The organism is Armatimonadota bacterium (assembly GCA_013314775.1).
Classification (GTDB): Bacteria; Armatimonadota; Zipacnadia; order Zipacnadales; family JABUFB01; genus JABUFB01.
This window is the reverse complement of record JABUFB010000010.1, coordinates 193,453-208,493: the sequence shown is the minus strand read 5'-3', so window position 1 is coordinate 208,493 and position 15,041 is coordinate 193,453. Positions and strand designations below refer to the sequence as shown.

Here is a 15,041-nt window from a genome sequence, read left to right as displayed (position 1 = left end):
TCCCTGTTGCCACCGGAAAGGTTGCACGAACGTGACTACCGCAATGCTCATTCTCGCACTTTTCGCATCCATCGCCGCCCTCGCGGATGACCCGGTCGAACTCCCCTGCGAGAACCTCGGGGCGCCGCTGGTGGTGAAGCCGCTATCCTTTGAAGTGGTGACGCAGGGCCCGGGGGAGGATTTCATGGCCTGGGCGCGTTACGAGACCAGCGAGCGCCACGCGGCGGTGGGTGTATCGATTGCAACCGGCAAGACCACTTGGCTTGACACCACCGAGTACGGGCGCACCCATGTCTTTCAGACCCGGGGAGCCGACGGCGCTCTTTATATCTACACCGGCAATCCGGGCCGGTTCCTGCGGTACGACGCGGATTCCGGCGAGCTGAAGGACCTGGGCATTCCCGCAAGCCCGGCGAACTACTGGATCGGGCACTGCATGGACCCGCAGGGCAACTGGTACATCGGTACGTATCCGGCCACCCACGTTGTGCGCTGCGACACGCGCACCGGAGAGGTCTCGACACTGGGGACCTTCGGGGAGGATAACCGGCAGAAGTATGCGTTGTCCGTCGCGGCGAGCGATGACGGGATCGTGTACGTGCCGGTGGGTCTGCATCACCGCGAGCTGTGGTCCTGCGACCCGAAGACCGGCGAGAAGCACCAGATCCTCCCCGCGGAGATGACGGGTGAGCAGGGATCGCCGACGGTATGCACTGGTGTGGATGGACGCGTGTACGGGAAGTCCGGCGCCACCGAATTCCTGTGCCACCCTGACCACATTGAGGTGACCACCCCCGCACCGAGGCGCTCCGATGCCGCGCGCCTGCAGGCCGGAAAAGAGACTGTAGTCAGACTGGATGACGACGGGAATCTGGTGCTCAAGGACGCTGGGGGGCAGACCCGGAACGTACCCACGGACTACGCGGGCAGGCCGGTGACACTCTTTTCGGTGGCGTGTGAGCACGGCGGCAAACTCTGGGGCGGCGGGCTGTTTCCGGGGCTCCTGTGGTCGCTGGACCCAGGAACCGGCGAGATGGCTAACCACGGTATGGTCGCGGCCGGAGCCATTCAGATCTACGACATCATCAGCGGCCCCGAGGGCCTCTGGATCGCCAGCTACATGGGCTGCCATCTGGACCTGTATGACCCTGCGAAGCCCATCGAAAAGGGCCTCAACCCGTTGCGCATAGCCCAGTCAGTGCCGGGGCAGGAGCGCCCGAACCAATGGGAGCGCGGCCCCGACGGGAAGCTGTATTTCGGCACCACACCCGCGAAAGGACGCCTGGGTGGCGCGCTTGTGCAGGTGGACCCCGAGACACGGAAATGGCAGCAGTTCCCATGTCCGCTCCCCGATCTGAGCATCACGCACCTGGCGAGCATTCCTGAGACCGGCGAGGTCCTGGCATGCTGCTCCATCGGCGGCGGCAGCAGCGCTATCCCCAGCCAGACAGAAGGCGCAGTCTTCCTCTGGGACCCGGTGAAGTCCGAGATGACCTGGAGCGGAAAGCCCGTGCCGGGCACGCGTACGTACTGGCGCGCAGTGCGGCTGCGCGATGGACGGGTGTTCGGGATAGCTGACGCGAAGTATTACGTGTTCGACCCGGTGAAGCGCGAGGTCTTGTTCACTGGCGACCTGCCCGCGAACGGCTTTGTATTTCCGACCCTCAACGATAGCCCGGTCGGGCCACGCGGACGAGTCTACGGGATCGGTGGCGGGCTGGTTTTCGCTTTCGACCCGGAGATGAACGCGGTGGTGGTTGTGGGCCGGCACCCGTCCCTTGGCAAAGCCCACGGGTTCCTGGTTACGGAAAGGGAGACGCTGTATTACGGTTCAGGTGCCGACTTGTGGCGGTGTGACCTGCCAAAGTGATGGGGCGATCTCCCCGGGTGCGAACCTGTGCCCCGCATCACGGGCTTCGGTGATGAGAAACAGCGTCGGCTTTGCGAAGCGGTGGCGTCCGCTGTCGGCTCCCCTAAGGCGCGCAGTAGACCTTCACGTCGTCCACGAAACACGTGCCCATTCCGCCCGGTTCGGCATGCTCCCTCCTGCCCGCGTCGTAGGGCACCTTGCCCGCAAACAGTCGCTTGGGGGCTGATGGATCGGCCAGCCAGTCGACGCGCAGGCATTCCCAGTTCTCTCCGTCACGCGATGCCTCCATCAGCACGTATGACCGCGCGATGCGGACGCGCAGCCAGTACCACTCCCCGGCGGGGTAGCCTTCGTAGAGTTCCTGCGTGCCGGCACGGTCTGTCTGCAGACGGCCGTCACTGCGCACGCCGATGCGCGCTCGGGTGTCGCCGATCCACAGCGCAAGCCCAGGCCCCCAGGACATCCCGAAGTCGCCGGCCGCCCAGACCCGGCACTGCACCGCGACTGTGTCTGCGGGCAGGTCTCGCTCGATGGACACCACCGTGTGGGCACGGGCATCAATGCGCAGCGTGTCTTGCTCAACCTGCAGGGTTGCTTCGCTCCGTGGGCTCAGGAAACACGTCCAGCCGCCGGGAAGAGCCGCTTCCAGACCGCCCTCCGGTGCGGGTTCCGGCAGTTTCGCGCTGAGGGTTGGGTCATCGAAAGTCTCCTGCCAGGCCACGGGCAGTTCGGGCATGGGTTCGGTCATCACGGCCTGCAATTCGCGGCGCTGGGCCACGAGCTTATCCTGCCGCTCCTGCGCCTTCGCCTCCACCCTCGCGGGCAGGTCGGCATTGAGTGCCGGCCAGTAGTACTTCTTCATGCCTTCGAAACGCTGCCCTTCGGCTCCCAGGAAATGCAAACGAATGTTGTTGTCCAGCAGGAAGTTTACAAACTCCTCGTCCAGCGGGTAGTTGTTATTGTTGCACAGCACGCCGATGGAGTTACTGATGTTGTACGTGGACACGAAATACCGCATGTAGTCCGGGTTGGTGTAGGAATCCTGACAACCCTCTCCGCGGAGTATGAAAGTGTAGTAAGTGTCTATCTGGGGCAGATAGACACCGCCTCCGGGCGGACTGCCGGTGGCGTGGAACTCCAGGATACCTTCGTCGCCCACCAGTTCCCGGGACTTGCGGCTGATGAGATACGTTCGCACTACATTCCCATAGATACCGTCGAAGTAAAGGCCGTCGGGTTTGTATTCTTTCACGACGCGAGTGATCTCGGAAAGGAAGATGGGCCAGTTGAGGCCCCGGGGGTCGCCGGGCGAGAAGCCTGTGACCGCGAAGTTGTCGAAGCTGTTCATCGCCTTGTCTTCCAACCCGGTGCCGGTCAGGAAGTAGAAAGGCGATGTGTAGACGATGTTGCGCATTCCGAAGCGCTCGCACGTCTGATTGACCCGCTGGAACTCCTCGATGCCGTTGCGCGGGATGAAGCGCAGGCTCCAGTCTTTCCAGAGCATGACTTCCGCCTGCTGCAGGAGGATGTTCCCGTACTTGCTCCACTGTTCGATCAGGTCATCGGAGGGGTAACCAGTCTCCATGGACCAGTGCCAGGCCACACGCTCGTTGAAGGAGTCCTCCCAGGGGTAAGGCCTTGGCGGCCCCACGGACAGCCACCAGACCTGCCCGGGATCCAGGGCGTAGTCGATGGTACGCTGGTCGGTGGAGCTCTTCGCCCTGCCCTCACCGGTGGCGCAGTAGGTACCCACGCAGCCCCACTCATCCAGGAGTAGTCGGTCTGCGTGGTACTTCCGGACGCTGGCGGGCTCGAAGGCCACCTCGCAGCGCAGCTCAACGGGCTCCGCCGCTTTGAGCATGAGCAGCGAATCCCCATTGATGCGCAACTGGAGTGTGCCCGCACCGTTGCGCATCCGCACCGCGCCGGTTCCGCAGGCCTCCGTGGCAAGGCCCGACAGCAGCCCGGCGGGGAAACTCACGCGCACTGTTTCGCGCTCCCTGCCCAGGCGCTGTCTCACCACCAGGAGGTTCTCCCCGGGACTGAACACGAACTCGCCGCCGGTGGTTCTCACCTGGACGCGTTCGCCCCCTGCCTCGACGTGATCCACCGCCATTCCGAACTGGGCGGACATGAAGTCCGGCGTAGTCAGAAGGTAGTCCGCGTCCGCCTCAATCGACGGCGAAAGCGAGGGGTCCTGTGCGAAAGCCAGGGTGCTGACCGCCATTGCAAGGAAAGAGAGTTTCCACATGGGATTGCCTCGGAATCGGGAGTGTCGCGGCCGGTGCAGGGAATTGCTCACACCGGCCGCGGGTGCTTAGCTCAGGTCCACCAGGTTCCAGCGTCCCGGTCCGGCGTGGGCCAGTTTCCGGGGGAAGCCGCTGCGCAGGAACTCCATGTAGCGTTCGACCTGATCAACCGGCGCGTCGATGCCATGTCGGGTCTTCAGTTCGTCGCGCACCTGTTCGGCGCTGCACAGTTCCAGGTCGGCAACGATGTCCAGGATCATGTCCGATGTCTCGCGAGAGAGTCTGGTCAGGTCCGCCATGGTTAGCACTTCCCGACGGAGTCGATTGCCTTGCGAAGCCCCTCGGCGACGCGCTTGGCGTTCTCCTCGGAGATCATGCAGTTGGTGTTCACCAGCCGCGGGAGAATACGTTCGGCGGTGGGGCAAAGGCCATCGCGGTACTCGTAGTTGCCCTCGTAGTACGGGCAGTTGTGGATCGGGCAGCCTTTGTCCTGGTACGCAAGGGGGTGCGTGAACAGCTTGTACTTGTACGCCGGGACCTGGGTGAAGCCCACGTTCCAGGTGTCGCCCGTGTCGAAAAGGGCCTGCTGGAACTCCATCATGTCGATGCCCTTCTCGTCGCCCTTGAACAAGAAGGAGAAGATATACGGCGAATTGCCGCAACCCTCGCGGATGGCCCTCGGCTGCACCCAGTCGCAGCCATCAAGGGCCGCGGACAGGTGGGCGTAGCTCTTCTGGTATTCCTCGATGTACCCCTTGACCCGCTCCAGTTGCGCAAGGCCGATTGCCGCCTGCATCTCGGTCATGCGGAAGACCGTGGCCAGGTGGGGCGGCGACTCCCCGAAGCAGGTGACTCCCCGGATTTTGGCGGCGAGGTCGTCGTCATCGGTGAGAGCAATGCCACCGTCCCCGGTAGTCATATGCTTGCCCTGGCAGAAGCTGAAGACGCCGATGTGCCCCCATGTGCCGGCGTACTTGCCCTTGTAAGGCAGGAACATGGCGTGGGCGCAGTCTTCGATGAGGATGATGCCCTTCTCATCTGCCAGTGCGCGCAGCGCGTCCAGCTCTGCGGGCTGTCCCCAGAGGTTCGTGGCGCAGATGGCCTTCGTCTGCGGGGTAATGTTGGCCCGGGCTGATTCCGGATCCATGAGCCATGTATCCTCGCAAACATCGGCCCATGTCGGATGCGCGTTCATCCACAGCGCGCCGATTGCGTGGAACTGTACCAGGGGGTCACACAGGACCTCATCGCCCGCGCCGGCCCCGGCGGCGAACACCGACGAGATCAGCAGCGACATGGCCGCATTGGCTGAAATGGCGTGTTTCACGCCGAAGGCCTTCGCGAAAGCCGCCTCCAGCTTGCCCTGGTACCCATTGCTCCGCCCGGACAGGGCCCCACGGCTGAGGATGTCCTTCAGATACTCGATTTCCGGCCCATCAAAGCGATCGACGCCCACGGTGCGCCTCCTCCATTCTACCCGCCGGGAATGACGGGAAGGGTGCCGGCCTCGATGTCAGCCACGAGGTCGGCGAGTGTTTGGAATTGCACGTTATAGTCACTGCGTGCGACGGACAGCAGTTCGTGGATCAGTTGCTGCGACAGCCTGTCTTCGGCACCCACACACTGAACGTGGCAGATCAGGATGTAGACGCCGTCCAAGGCGCAAACGCGCTGCAGGTCTTCCACGGCAAGCGCAAGATGGACCGGGATCTTCTCCGGCGTGAGATACCACGCATACTCGCTGATCATCGGCAAGCTGACGACGCGGTCTGTGAGCATGTATGGGTGTGGCGGCACCGCCGGGTCCCAGTCGCCGGGGTTATCGTAGTTCTCGTTGATGTATTCCCAGCCCCGCGGGTCAATCACCAGATTTGAAGTGTATCGCATACCCACATCAGCCATGGCGCGATACAAGTCGGGTGTCTGGGAGAGCGCACCGGTGCGCAAGACCAGTGGATCGCGTTCGAATGCGGCCCGGAAGATCGCCATCGCAGTCTGGAGTTTCTCCACGTGAGACTCATAGTTCCAGACGCTCCCGAAACTGGCGGCATTCTCCCGCAGCACCTCCTCGGGATCTCGACGGCCCATTGCTCGGATCATCGCCGGATAGGGGCCAAACTCGCAGTTTCGGTGGTCCAGACCATGAAGCTGGCAGTCGTGGCCGGCGGCCTCGGCGGACTTCAGGGCGCTCAGCCATGCCGGCTGGGTATCCAATTGCCAGCCGCCCTCGCCCCGGGGAACAACCATGAAACTGGCGGGGACACCCTCATCGTCGAAGAATTGGCGAGTACGCTCGAATATGTCGAGGTCCTGGATCAGCCCGCCCGGGTCGTCTACGGTGACCACGAAGCGGTGCGGCTGCGGTGCACTCATGGCTGCTCTCCTGGCAGAGTAATGCGCTCCGTGGAACCTGGGCGGAACACGTGGCTTTTCGCCGCGGTCCTGCGGCAGTCCTTCTGCTCACGGAGGAATGCAGGTCCTTTTGCTAGATCTGTCGAAACGCGCTCCCGGCCCATGCGGCCCCAATACGAAACAAGAAGAGGACTGCGTTATGCTCAGGTTCGGAGTCATCGGCTATGGCGGCCGCATCCGCGGCATCATCAACGGACTCAAGCAGTTCAGCGTGCCTTTCGAGATTGGCGCGATCACCGACCCGAAGGGTAAAGAGTACAAGGAGAGCTTTGAGGACCTGAAGAACGCAGGCATCTACGAAGACGCTGACGAGATGCTGGACAAGGAGCAGTTCGACGGTGTGCTCGTGGGCACCCGCTGTTCACTTCACACCCCGATGGCTGTGAAGGTTGCTAAGCGCGGCCTGCCGCTGTTCCTGGAAAAGCCTGTGGCCACCAGTATGGAGCAGGTGCGCGCGCTGGCCGAAGCATTCCACGACTACAGGCCCCAGGTCGTGGTGTCCTTCCCCTTGCGGCTCACCACGCTGGCGCTTGCGGCCAAGGAGATCATCGACTCCGGGCGTCTTGGGGAGATCCACCAGGTCCAGGCCTGGAACAATGTGCCTTATGGGTGGGTATACTACGGCGGCTGGTACCGGGACTTCAACGAGACCGGCGGGCTGTTCCTGCAGAAAGCCACCCACGACTTTGACTACATCAGTTATCTCCTGGGGTCCCGTCCCGCCTCCGTCTGCGCTATGAACTCCCGGCGCATCTACGGCGGCGACAAGCCGGAAGGACTCATGTGCCGCGACTGCGATGAGCAGGAGACCTGCATTGAGAGTCCGTTCAACCTGTTCTACCGGCGCGGTCAAGGCTCGAAGGTGGACCGCGAGAGCACCATGCATTGCATGTTCTCGGAGAGCATCAAGAACGAGGACAGCGGCAACGCCATTGTGGAGTTCGAGAACGGCGCCCAAGCCTGTTACAGCCAGAACTTCTACGCACGGGGCAAAGCCGGGGCGCGCGGAGCCCGATTTCTCGGCTACCACGGCACCGTCGAGTTCGACTGGTACACCGGCGAAGTCAAGGTGTTCGAGCACCACAGCCTGCGCAATGAGACCATCCGGTTCGAAGCAGGCGGCGGGCACTTCGGCGGAGATACGGAGCTTTGCCACGATTTTCTCCAGATCGCCCAGGGTAAGGGCGACTCGCGCAGCCCGATTGAGGCGGGGATCATCAGCGCCCTCACTTGCCTGAAGGCGCGGGAGAGCGCCGCGACCCGGACATTCCAGGATGTGACAATGTAGCTTTCACTGGGACGGGGCCCCGGGGAGGCGGTCATTGCTCGCGGCGAAAACAGGAAGCGTGGGGTGCATGCGAATCCTCTTGGTGAACTACGAGTACCCGCCCCTGGGTGGAGGGGGAGGCACGGCGTTGCGTGACATCGCCGAGGAGCTGGCGACCCGTCACGACATTATGGTGCTGACCTCCGGCAATCGTTCTCTGCTGGCCCGCGAAATGGTCGGTGGCGTGCAGGTGGCGCGCATACCCGTGCCCGGCCGGGGTATGCGCGCTGTGGCCAGTATCGCATCGATGGCCGGTTTCATGTGGGCCGGACGGCGTGACGGTCCGCGGATCGCCCGGGATTTTGCGCCGGATGTGGTCAACACCTGGTTCGCACTGCCAAGCGGCCCCGTGGGTGCTACAATCAGCCGCGCCCTGGATCGTCCCAATCTCCTGACGATCATCGGCGGCGACATCTACGATCCGTCCAAGTTCACCTCCCCTCACCGATGGCCTGTCACCCGCGCCATTGTGCGCGGCGCGATCCGGGGTGCGGATGGGATATGCGCCATCTCTTCGGACGTCCGGGAGCGTGCCGGACGGCATTACGGGGTGGACACCGGGCAGATCGAGGTCATTCCCCTGGGCCTGCCCGAGCCCCGGTTCGAGCGGTTGTCCCGCGACGAACTGGGCCTGCCGCAGGATGCTTTCATCGCAATAGCCATAGGCCGGCTAATACCCCGCAAAGCTTTCGACCGGCTCATCGACGCCTTGGCTCTCACCGCAGACCGCGGTATTCGCCTGGTGATTGTCGGTGACGGTCCGCTTCGGAAGGCACTGGAAGCTCACGCGGCGGCGCGCGGTGTCGGCGACCGGGTTACTCTCACAGGATGGGTCGACGAGACCCGCAAGTTCCAGCTTCTCGCTGCCTGTGATGTCTTCAGCCTTGCGTCCCTGCATGAGGGTTTCGGAATCGTCTACCTGGAAGCGCTGCATTGCGGCCTTCCTGTGGTGACCAGCCCTGATGGTGGTCAGCGGGATTTTCTGCGCGATGGTGAAAACTCGCTATTGGTGCACTCCAACACGCCCGCGGAGTATGCTCGCTGCTGGAGGACCCTCGCCGAAGACCCCCAGTTGCGGCGGCGGCTTGGCGATGGCGCGCGCAGGACGGCCGGCAACTACTCAATCACACGCACAGCGCAGAGGTATGAGGCGGCAATGGGTAAGCTGGCAGGGCTGGGTGGTGCCTGAATGCGGTCCAATGGGTTCATCGGCCCAGCAGATGACCACGGTAAGCCGTTTTCCTCTCACAGGAAGGATTGGCCCTGGCTGGTTGGGCTCTGCGGGCTGATTTTTCTCATTCACGCGCCTGTGCTGCTGGGCCGGTTGGTGTACTTTCACGACGACCAGTGGCTGTTTTTCCTCCCGACGCAGGACTTTATGCGGCGCTGTGTGTTCGAGGGCAACTGGTTCCCGTGGTGTCCTTGGATTGGCTGCGGCTACCCGATCTCGGCCGATCCGCAGGTGGGCCGTTTCTACCCGCCGAACTTGCTGTTGCTGCTGCCTGCATCCACCGAGTTGCTGATGGGCTGGAACTTGTGGTTGCATTACTGTATCGCCGCTGTGGGGATGTTCGTGCTGGCAAGGCGACTGGGCGCTCTGCCCCTGGGGGCCTTCTGCGCGGGGGCCATATTCGCGAACAGCGGCTTCATGATCGCCCACCTGCACCACTATGTGATCATCCAGTCCGCCGCCTGGTTCCCGTGGGCCTGGTATGCAATTCTGAACTACCGACTGGCTGGCGGGTGGCGCAACCTCGCCCTTCTTGCGTGGTGTATCGTTGCTCAGACGCTGGTCGGACATCCCCATGAACTGCTGCTCACCTCCTGCTCTGGTTTCATACTCCTGGCACTGTGCGAGCTGATGCTGCCGGACATGCGATCGACGCCCGGTCTGCGCTTGCGCAGATGGAGCGTCCTGGTATCAGTCTTGGTGCTGGGTGTCGGGCTGGCCGGTGTCATGCTCGTGCCAACGATCGCTCTGCACATGTTGACCGTGCGGAGCGAGCCCAGCCTGAGTTTCATCACCTCGATTCCAATTACACGTGACGTGTTGTGGACCTTTGTGAATGTTCGGGGCACGCAAGGGGCATTCTGGGAGCGCGAGGGTTTCGCGGGCTTCTCGACGCTTGCGCTTCTGCCGTTGGCAGCTCTTTCGTGGCGACGCCGCAAGATCATCAGCGTCCTGCTCATACTGATGCTCATCGCCTTCGCTATGGGGATGTCGCAGATCAATCCGATCTACCGTGTTGTGCTGTACATCCCGTTCCTGAACAGTTTCCGGGCGGCGGCGCGATGGCTTCTGGTGATCTCGGCGTGTGTGAGTCTGCTCATCGCTATCGGGCTGACGACTCTGCCAGAGAGCCTCAAGACGGTGCGGTGGATAATGTGGCTCGCTGCTGCCGCAGTGGTGTGCGAGACCGGTGTTTTCGCCTGGAACTACAACCCGAGGATTGCCGCCGACGCACGTGAGCAGTTGCCGTCATTCGAGCGTGGCGACGGAGGGGGTCGCTACTTGCTGCGCAGGCCGCCGGAGGAAGGGCTGAGCGTTGTCGAGATCACCCTCCTGCGCGCTCAAATGGCTTACCCGAATTCGAACCTGCTCTGGGACCTGCCCACGGTGGACGGGTACACCCCCATGCGTCTCAAGCATTTCGCTCATGCGCGAATGATGGCTGACATCCCACACAATCTGACAGTGTCGGCTCTGTTCGGCTGCCGGTGGATCATTGAACGTCGGCCTGGCCCTGGCGGAGGAAGCACCGTTGTCTCGCGCGAAAACCCCGAGTACAGGGGCCTGGCCTGGCTGGCGTCAAGGACGGCTACTGAAGCTAAGTTCGAGGCGGTTCTGCGAGGCGAAGACGTGTCCGACGAACCCTTCGCGACCGCTTATCTGCCCGAAGGCACAGGTATCGAAATCCCGCGGGTCTCGCGTGCCTCCGGCGGGGCCGCCCGCGTGATCTCCGAGGGCACACGCGGAGTGGTGGCTCAATGCGAGGCCCGCGCTCCGGGCATCCTGGTGCTGGCGTATACCTGGATTCCTTGGCTCGAGGCGCGAGTCAACAGCAAGCCGGCTCCACTGCACCGGTGCAATATCGCATTCTGCGCCGTTGAGGTACCTGCGGGGAATAGCCGGGTGGAGTTGGTCTACCATCATCCCCACTTGTGGGCGGGCATCGCCGTCACGGTCCTGTCGGCGCTCATTCTCGGATTGGTTCTCTGGTGCGAAGTGAGGCGGCCCGGCGAATGAAGGCGAGAGACATGCAGTCTCAGCTCGCGCGCCACTGGCCCTGGCTGCTCATTGGCCTGGGCATCCTGCTGAGGACCGTTCAGTACCTATCCGGGCGCTCTCTCTGGAGCGACGAAGCCGCGCTGGCACTGAATATCGTAAGTCGTTCCTATGAAGCGCTGTTGCAGCCACTGGCCGATGAGCAGGTGGCCCCGGTTCTGTTCTTGTGGGCGTCCCGAGCGGCCGTGGATCTGCTCGGCTCGGGCGAGGATGCTCTGCGCTTGCCTGCTTTCGTGTGCGGGGTCCTGTCCGTGCCGCTGTTCTACCTTGTAGCGCGTCGTTGGTCTGATGCGTCCTCCGCCGCGATCGCCACGGGTCTATTCGCAATCTCCGAGCACCTGGTGGCCTACTCCGACGAACTGAAGCAGTACTCGGCGGACGTGTTCTTCTGCCTGCTGATCTTCTGGCTGGCAGGTGGCGGGCTGCCGCGGCTCCAGCGTTGGTGGCTGGTGGGTCTCGTGGGGATGGTGGCGGTTTGGGGATCGCATGCGTCGGCGCTGATGCTGGCCGGGATCTGCCTGGTTCACGGGATCGCGATCCTGTCGGAGCGCCGCTGGCGAGACCTGCCGGGTGTGCTCGGGTGCGGAGTCCTGTGGGCAGGCAGCTTCGGGGTGATGTACTTCATGACCCTCACCGGCGCGACCGAAAACGACTACCTTGCCGATTACTGGCAGGGCACTTTCGCGCCGATCCCCCCGAAGAGCATTGGAGACCTGCGCTGGTTCGTGGATACCCCCTTCAAACTGCTGGGCATGCCCGGGGGATTCCCGCACCCGGGAGTGGCTGCGCTGCCACTGCTCATGGGGATCGTGGCCGCGTACCGGGCTTCGCCACACAGGTGTCTCCTCACACTCTCCGGCGTGCTGGTGGCGCTTCTTGCCTCCTCCGTAGGGAAGTACCCCTTTGGCGGGCGCCTGATGCTCTTCGCGGTGCCCTTCGGGCTGCTGTTCATCGGCGAGGGTGCCGCCTTGATCGTTCGGCAGGCGCGGAGCCTGAAGGAGGCCGTCGGCCCGCTGCTTCTGATCCTGCTGTTCGTGCCCACCGGGATCATCGCGGCCCGGGATGTCGTGCGCCCCCGCACGAAGGAAGAGGTGCGTCCGGTTGTTCAGCAGATGATGGCGCACCGACAGCCCGGAGATGTGATCTACGTCTACTACGGTGCTCGGCATACCTTCCGCTACTACGCGGACCGGATGAACCTGCAACCGGACCAGTACACAATTGGGGGGGAGCATCGCAAGGACTGGGAACGCTACCGCGACGAACTGACGTCGCTGCGGGGCGAATCCCGTGCCTGGATCGTGTTCGCGCATCCGTGCACCTGGGAAGGTGTGAATGAGGAGGTCCTTTTCAGGCGGTATCTTGACCAGCTGGGACACAAGCTGGCAGAATTCACTCACCCCGGAGCGACTGTGTTCCTGTACGATTTTGCGCGTCCAGGGAGGCGGGTTCCAGAACACTCCGGTTCCGATACATCCGCGACTTCACAGCAGCCCGAACGGTAGACCGCAAGCACCGGGAGATCAAATGAGACTTTCAGTAGTCATGCCCGTTTACAACGAAGCCGAGACGGTGCGCGAGGTCGTGGCCCGTGTGCTTGCGGAACCCCATGAAAAGGAAATCATCATCGTCGATGACGGCTCCACAGATGGCTCGCGGGATGTTCTTGCACAGATCGCACTAGAGCACCAGGAAGTGGTTCGACTGATCCTGCATGAAGCGAACCGGGGCAAAGGCGCAGCGATTCGCACCGGAATTGACCACGTTCAGGGCGACATCGTGCTCATACAGGACGCAGATCTGGAGTACAGCCCCGATGACTACGGCGCTCTCATCGCGCCGCTCCTCGAAGGCCGCACCGACGTCGTCTATGGCTCGCGTTTCCTCAACCGGGACGCCCAGTTCCTGCCGGCCTCGCGGGCGGCGAACCGCATGCTCACGCTGCTGACCAATGCCCTGTATGGGGCGCGCTTGACCGACATGGAGACATGCTACAAGGTGATCCGCACTCCGCTGCTGAAGAGCCTGCCACTGCGCAGCGAGGAGTTCGAGATCGAGCCGGAGATCACCGCGAAACTCCTCAAACGTGGCGCGAACATCATCGAGGTGCCCGTTCAGTACAAGGCTCGGGGCTTCGTGCAGGGCAAGAAGATCGGCTGGCGTGACGGTCTGCAGGCTATCTGGACGCTGCTCCGGTACCGGTTCAGCGACTGATCGACGTTCGCCGGGAAAGACGTGTCGCGAAAGTAGACCGGCAGTAGCTCCCTTGTGGCTGCAGGTGTGGGTGATCCGCTGCGGGGGCGAGTGGAGGAGATGCGCTATCAGTACCTCCCGCCTGGGGGCGTGGGCGAAGGCCTACTGGCCGTGGATACTCATCGGTCTGGGCGTGGTTCTGAGAGCAGTTCAGTACTTCTCGGGCCGATCTCTGTGGACGGACGAGGCCTCGCTGGCGCTGAACATAGTCGAACGTTCCTATGCTGAGCTAATGCTCCCTCTGAGCAACGATCAGGTCTGTCCGCCCGGGTTCCTCTGGTTGTCTCGCGCTGCATTTGATCTGCTCGGCCCCTCGGAAGCCGCTCTCCGGCTGCCGGCCTTCCTGTTCGGCCTCCTGAGCCTGCCCGTGTTCTACGGCCTGTGTCGCCGGTGGACGGGGCGAGCGGAGACGGCGCTGGCATTGGGCATCTTCGCTATATCCGGGCATCTCGTGGCATATTCCGCCGAACTCAAACAGTACTCAGGCGACGTGCTCTTCTCGATGCTCGCCTTCCTGCTCGCGGGACAGGGGAGCATCGAGGGACGACGCTGGCTCCTTACGGGGTTGCTCGGCGCGGCAGCGGTCTGGTTCTTCCACGCGGTTGTGTTCGTGCTCGCAGGGCTATGCCTGGTGCACGGTGCGTATTGCCTCGCCGAGCGTCGCTGGCGCGGTCTACTTGCTGTAGTCGCCGGCGCCGCCATTTGGTCCTCCAGTTTCCTTCTGGTGCATCGCCTGACATTATCCCCCGCGACGGAGAGCCAGTTCCTCACAGGGTACTGGCAGGCCAGCTTCGCCCCAATTCCCCCGATGAGCGCGGAGGACGTCCGGTGGTATCTGGAGACGCTCTCTGAAGCCTTGAGGATGCCTGGCGGTTTCCCATATCCGGGGGTCGCATTTCTCCCGCTGTTCGTGGGCTGCGTGTTGGCCTGGCGCCGTTCAGCGAAGGGATTCTGGTTGCTGGTCTCGCCAGTACTCCTGGCACTTGCGGCTTCGGCCATGGGCAAGTACCCCTTCGCGGACCGTCTTCTGCTCTTCACAGTGCCCTTTTCTCTTCTGCTCATCGCGACTGGGACGGTGCACATCGTTCGGCAATCGCGCGGCCTGGAGGGAGCCGTCGGGACGATCCTGCTCTTGATTATCCTCGTGCCGCTTGCGCTGGTGGCAGGCCGGGACATCCTCCGGCCCCGAACGGTTGAGGAGGTGCGACCTGTGGTTGAGCGCCTGTCGCGCGAACGCCGAGCTGGGGACACGATCTACGTCTTCTATGGGTCTCGGAACCCGTTTCGTTATTACGCTTCGGCTCTGGGCATTGGGCCCGGTGAGTACACCATCGGTGCAGGACGACGAGAAGACCCGGAAGCATACAGTCGGGGCCTTGAAGCTCTGCGTGGCAAGCGGCGCGTCTGGGTGGTCTACTGCGTCCCCTGCCCGTGGGGCGGTGTACGCGACGAGCAGCCCTTCTTGCGTGATCTGAACGCGATCGGGACCCGTATTGACGAGTTCCAGCGGCCCGGAGCGGCACTGTTTCTCTACGATTTCACCCGCCCTGCCAGAGCCGCACCGGCGGCCGCCGGGCCCCATGCCTCCACGGCTTCCGAGCAGCCAGACCTGTAACGCGCCGACACCCGATAACGCCACGGACC

11 protein-coding genes are annotated in these 15,041 nt (G+C 63.1%); 7 read left to right on the top strand and 4 right to left on the bottom strand.

Translation table 11 applies throughout. The features are described 5' to 3' along the window. The first annotated feature begins 31 nt into the window (after window positions 1-31). The gene (locus HPY44_13830; GenBank protein NSW57087.1) at window positions 32-1,870 is read left to right on the top strand and encodes a hypothetical protein; all 1,839 of its coding nucleotides are present in this window, start codon (window positions 32-34) and stop codon (window positions 1,868-1,870) included. Between the two features lie 103 nt (window positions 1,871-1,973). On the opposite strand, the gene HPY44_13825 is transcribed toward HPY44_13830, so the two are convergent. The 4 genes from HPY44_13825 to HPY44_13810 all read right to left on the bottom strand — a co-directional run bounded on the left by HPY44_13825 (window position 1,974) and on the right by HPY44_13810 (window position 6,492). Then, window positions 1,974-4,121, bottom strand: coding sequence for a hypothetical protein (locus HPY44_13825; protein ID NSW57086.1), 2,148 nt, complete (start codon window positions 4,119-4,121; stop codon window positions 1,974-1,976). Between the two features lie 66 nt (window positions 4,122-4,187). Continuing rightward, on the bottom strand, window positions 4,188-4,418 hold the full coding sequence (locus tag HPY44_13820; GenBank protein ID NSW57085.1) for a hypothetical protein: 231 nt from the start codon (window positions 4,416-4,418) through the stop codon (window positions 4,188-4,190). A 2-nt stretch (window positions 4,419-4,420) separates the two neighbouring features. After that, complete coding sequence (locus HPY44_13815; protein ID NSW57084.1) at window positions 4,421-5,575, bottom strand: DegT/DnrJ/EryC1/StrS family aminotransferase; 1,155 nt, start codon at window positions 5,573-5,575, stop codon at window positions 4,421-4,423. A gap of 17 nt (window positions 5,576-5,592) precedes the next feature. Next, complete coding sequence (locus tag HPY44_13810) at window positions 5,593-6,492, bottom strand: DUF2334 domain-containing protein (GenBank protein NSW57083.1); 900 nt, start codon at window positions 6,490-6,492, stop codon at window positions 5,593-5,595. Window positions 6,493-6,670: 178 nt separating this feature from the next. Between HPY44_13810 and HPY44_13805 the strand changes: the two genes are divergently transcribed. The 6 genes from HPY44_13805 (at window position 6,671) to HPY44_13780 (ending at window position 15,012) form a co-directional block, all read left to right on the top strand. Next, window positions 6,671-7,819 carry a Gfo/Idh/MocA family oxidoreductase gene (locus HPY44_13805; protein NSW57082.1) on the top strand — a complete coding sequence of 383 codons (1,149 nt, stop codon included), beginning with the start codon at window positions 6,671-6,673 and terminating at the stop codon, window positions 7,817-7,819. A gap of 67 nt (window positions 7,820-7,886) precedes the next feature. Beyond that, on the top strand, window positions 7,887-9,047 hold the full coding sequence (locus HPY44_13800; protein NSW57081.1) for a glycosyltransferase family 4 protein: 1,161 nt from the start codon (window positions 7,887-7,889) through the stop codon (window positions 9,045-9,047). Then, on the top strand, window positions 9,048-11,105 hold the full coding sequence (locus tag HPY44_13795; protein ID NSW57080.1) for a hypothetical protein: 2,058 nt from the start codon (window positions 9,048-9,050) through the stop codon (window positions 11,103-11,105). It begins immediately after the preceding gene. Window positions 11,106-11,116: 11 nt separating this feature from the next. Then, complete coding sequence (locus HPY44_13790; GenBank protein NSW57079.1) at window positions 11,117-12,649, top strand: glycosyltransferase family 39 protein; 1,533 nt, start codon at window positions 11,117-11,119, stop codon at window positions 12,647-12,649. Between the two features lie 22 nt (window positions 12,650-12,671). Continuing rightward, on the top strand, window positions 12,672-13,358 hold the full coding sequence (locus HPY44_13785; protein NSW57078.1) for a glycosyltransferase family 2 protein: 687 nt from the start codon (window positions 12,672-12,674) through the stop codon (window positions 13,356-13,358). Between the two features lie 52 nt (window positions 13,359-13,410). After that, complete coding sequence (locus tag HPY44_13780) at window positions 13,411-15,012, top strand: glycosyltransferase family 39 protein (GenBank protein NSW57077.1); 1,602 nt, start codon at window positions 13,411-13,413, stop codon at window positions 15,010-15,012. Window positions 15,013-15,041: the final 29 nt, after the last annotated feature.

Excerpts from the sequence above, each read along its gene's own strand:
- HPY44_13825 (NSW57086.1), bottom strand. The coding sequence starts at position 4,121 with ATGTGGAAACTCTCTTTCCTTGCAATGGCGGTCAGCACCCTGGCTTTC.
- HPY44_13820 (NSW57085.1), bottom strand. The coding sequence starts at position 4,418 with ATGGCGGACCTGACCAGACTCTCTCGCGAGACATCGGACATGATCCTG.
- HPY44_13810 (NSW57083.1), bottom strand. The coding sequence starts at position 6,492 with ATGAGTGCACCGCAGCCGCACCGCTTCGTGGTCACCGTAGACGACCCG.
- HPY44_13805 (NSW57082.1), top strand. The coding sequence starts at position 6,671 with ATGCTCAGGTTCGGAGTCATCGGCTATGGCGGCCGCATCCGCGGCATC.
- HPY44_13800 (NSW57081.1), top strand. The coding sequence starts at position 7,887 with ATGCGAATCCTCTTGGTGAACTACGAGTACCCGCCCCTGGGTGGAGGG.
- HPY44_13795 (NSW57080.1), top strand. The coding sequence starts at position 9,048 with ATGCGGTCCAATGGGTTCATCGGCCCAGCAGATGACCACGGTAAGCCG.
- HPY44_13790 (NSW57079.1), top strand. The coding sequence starts at position 11,117 with ATGCAGTCTCAGCTCGCGCGCCACTGGCCCTGGCTGCTCATTGGCCTG.
- HPY44_13785 (NSW57078.1), top strand. The coding sequence starts at position 12,672 with ATGAGACTTTCAGTAGTCATGCCCGTTTACAACGAAGCCGAGACGGTG.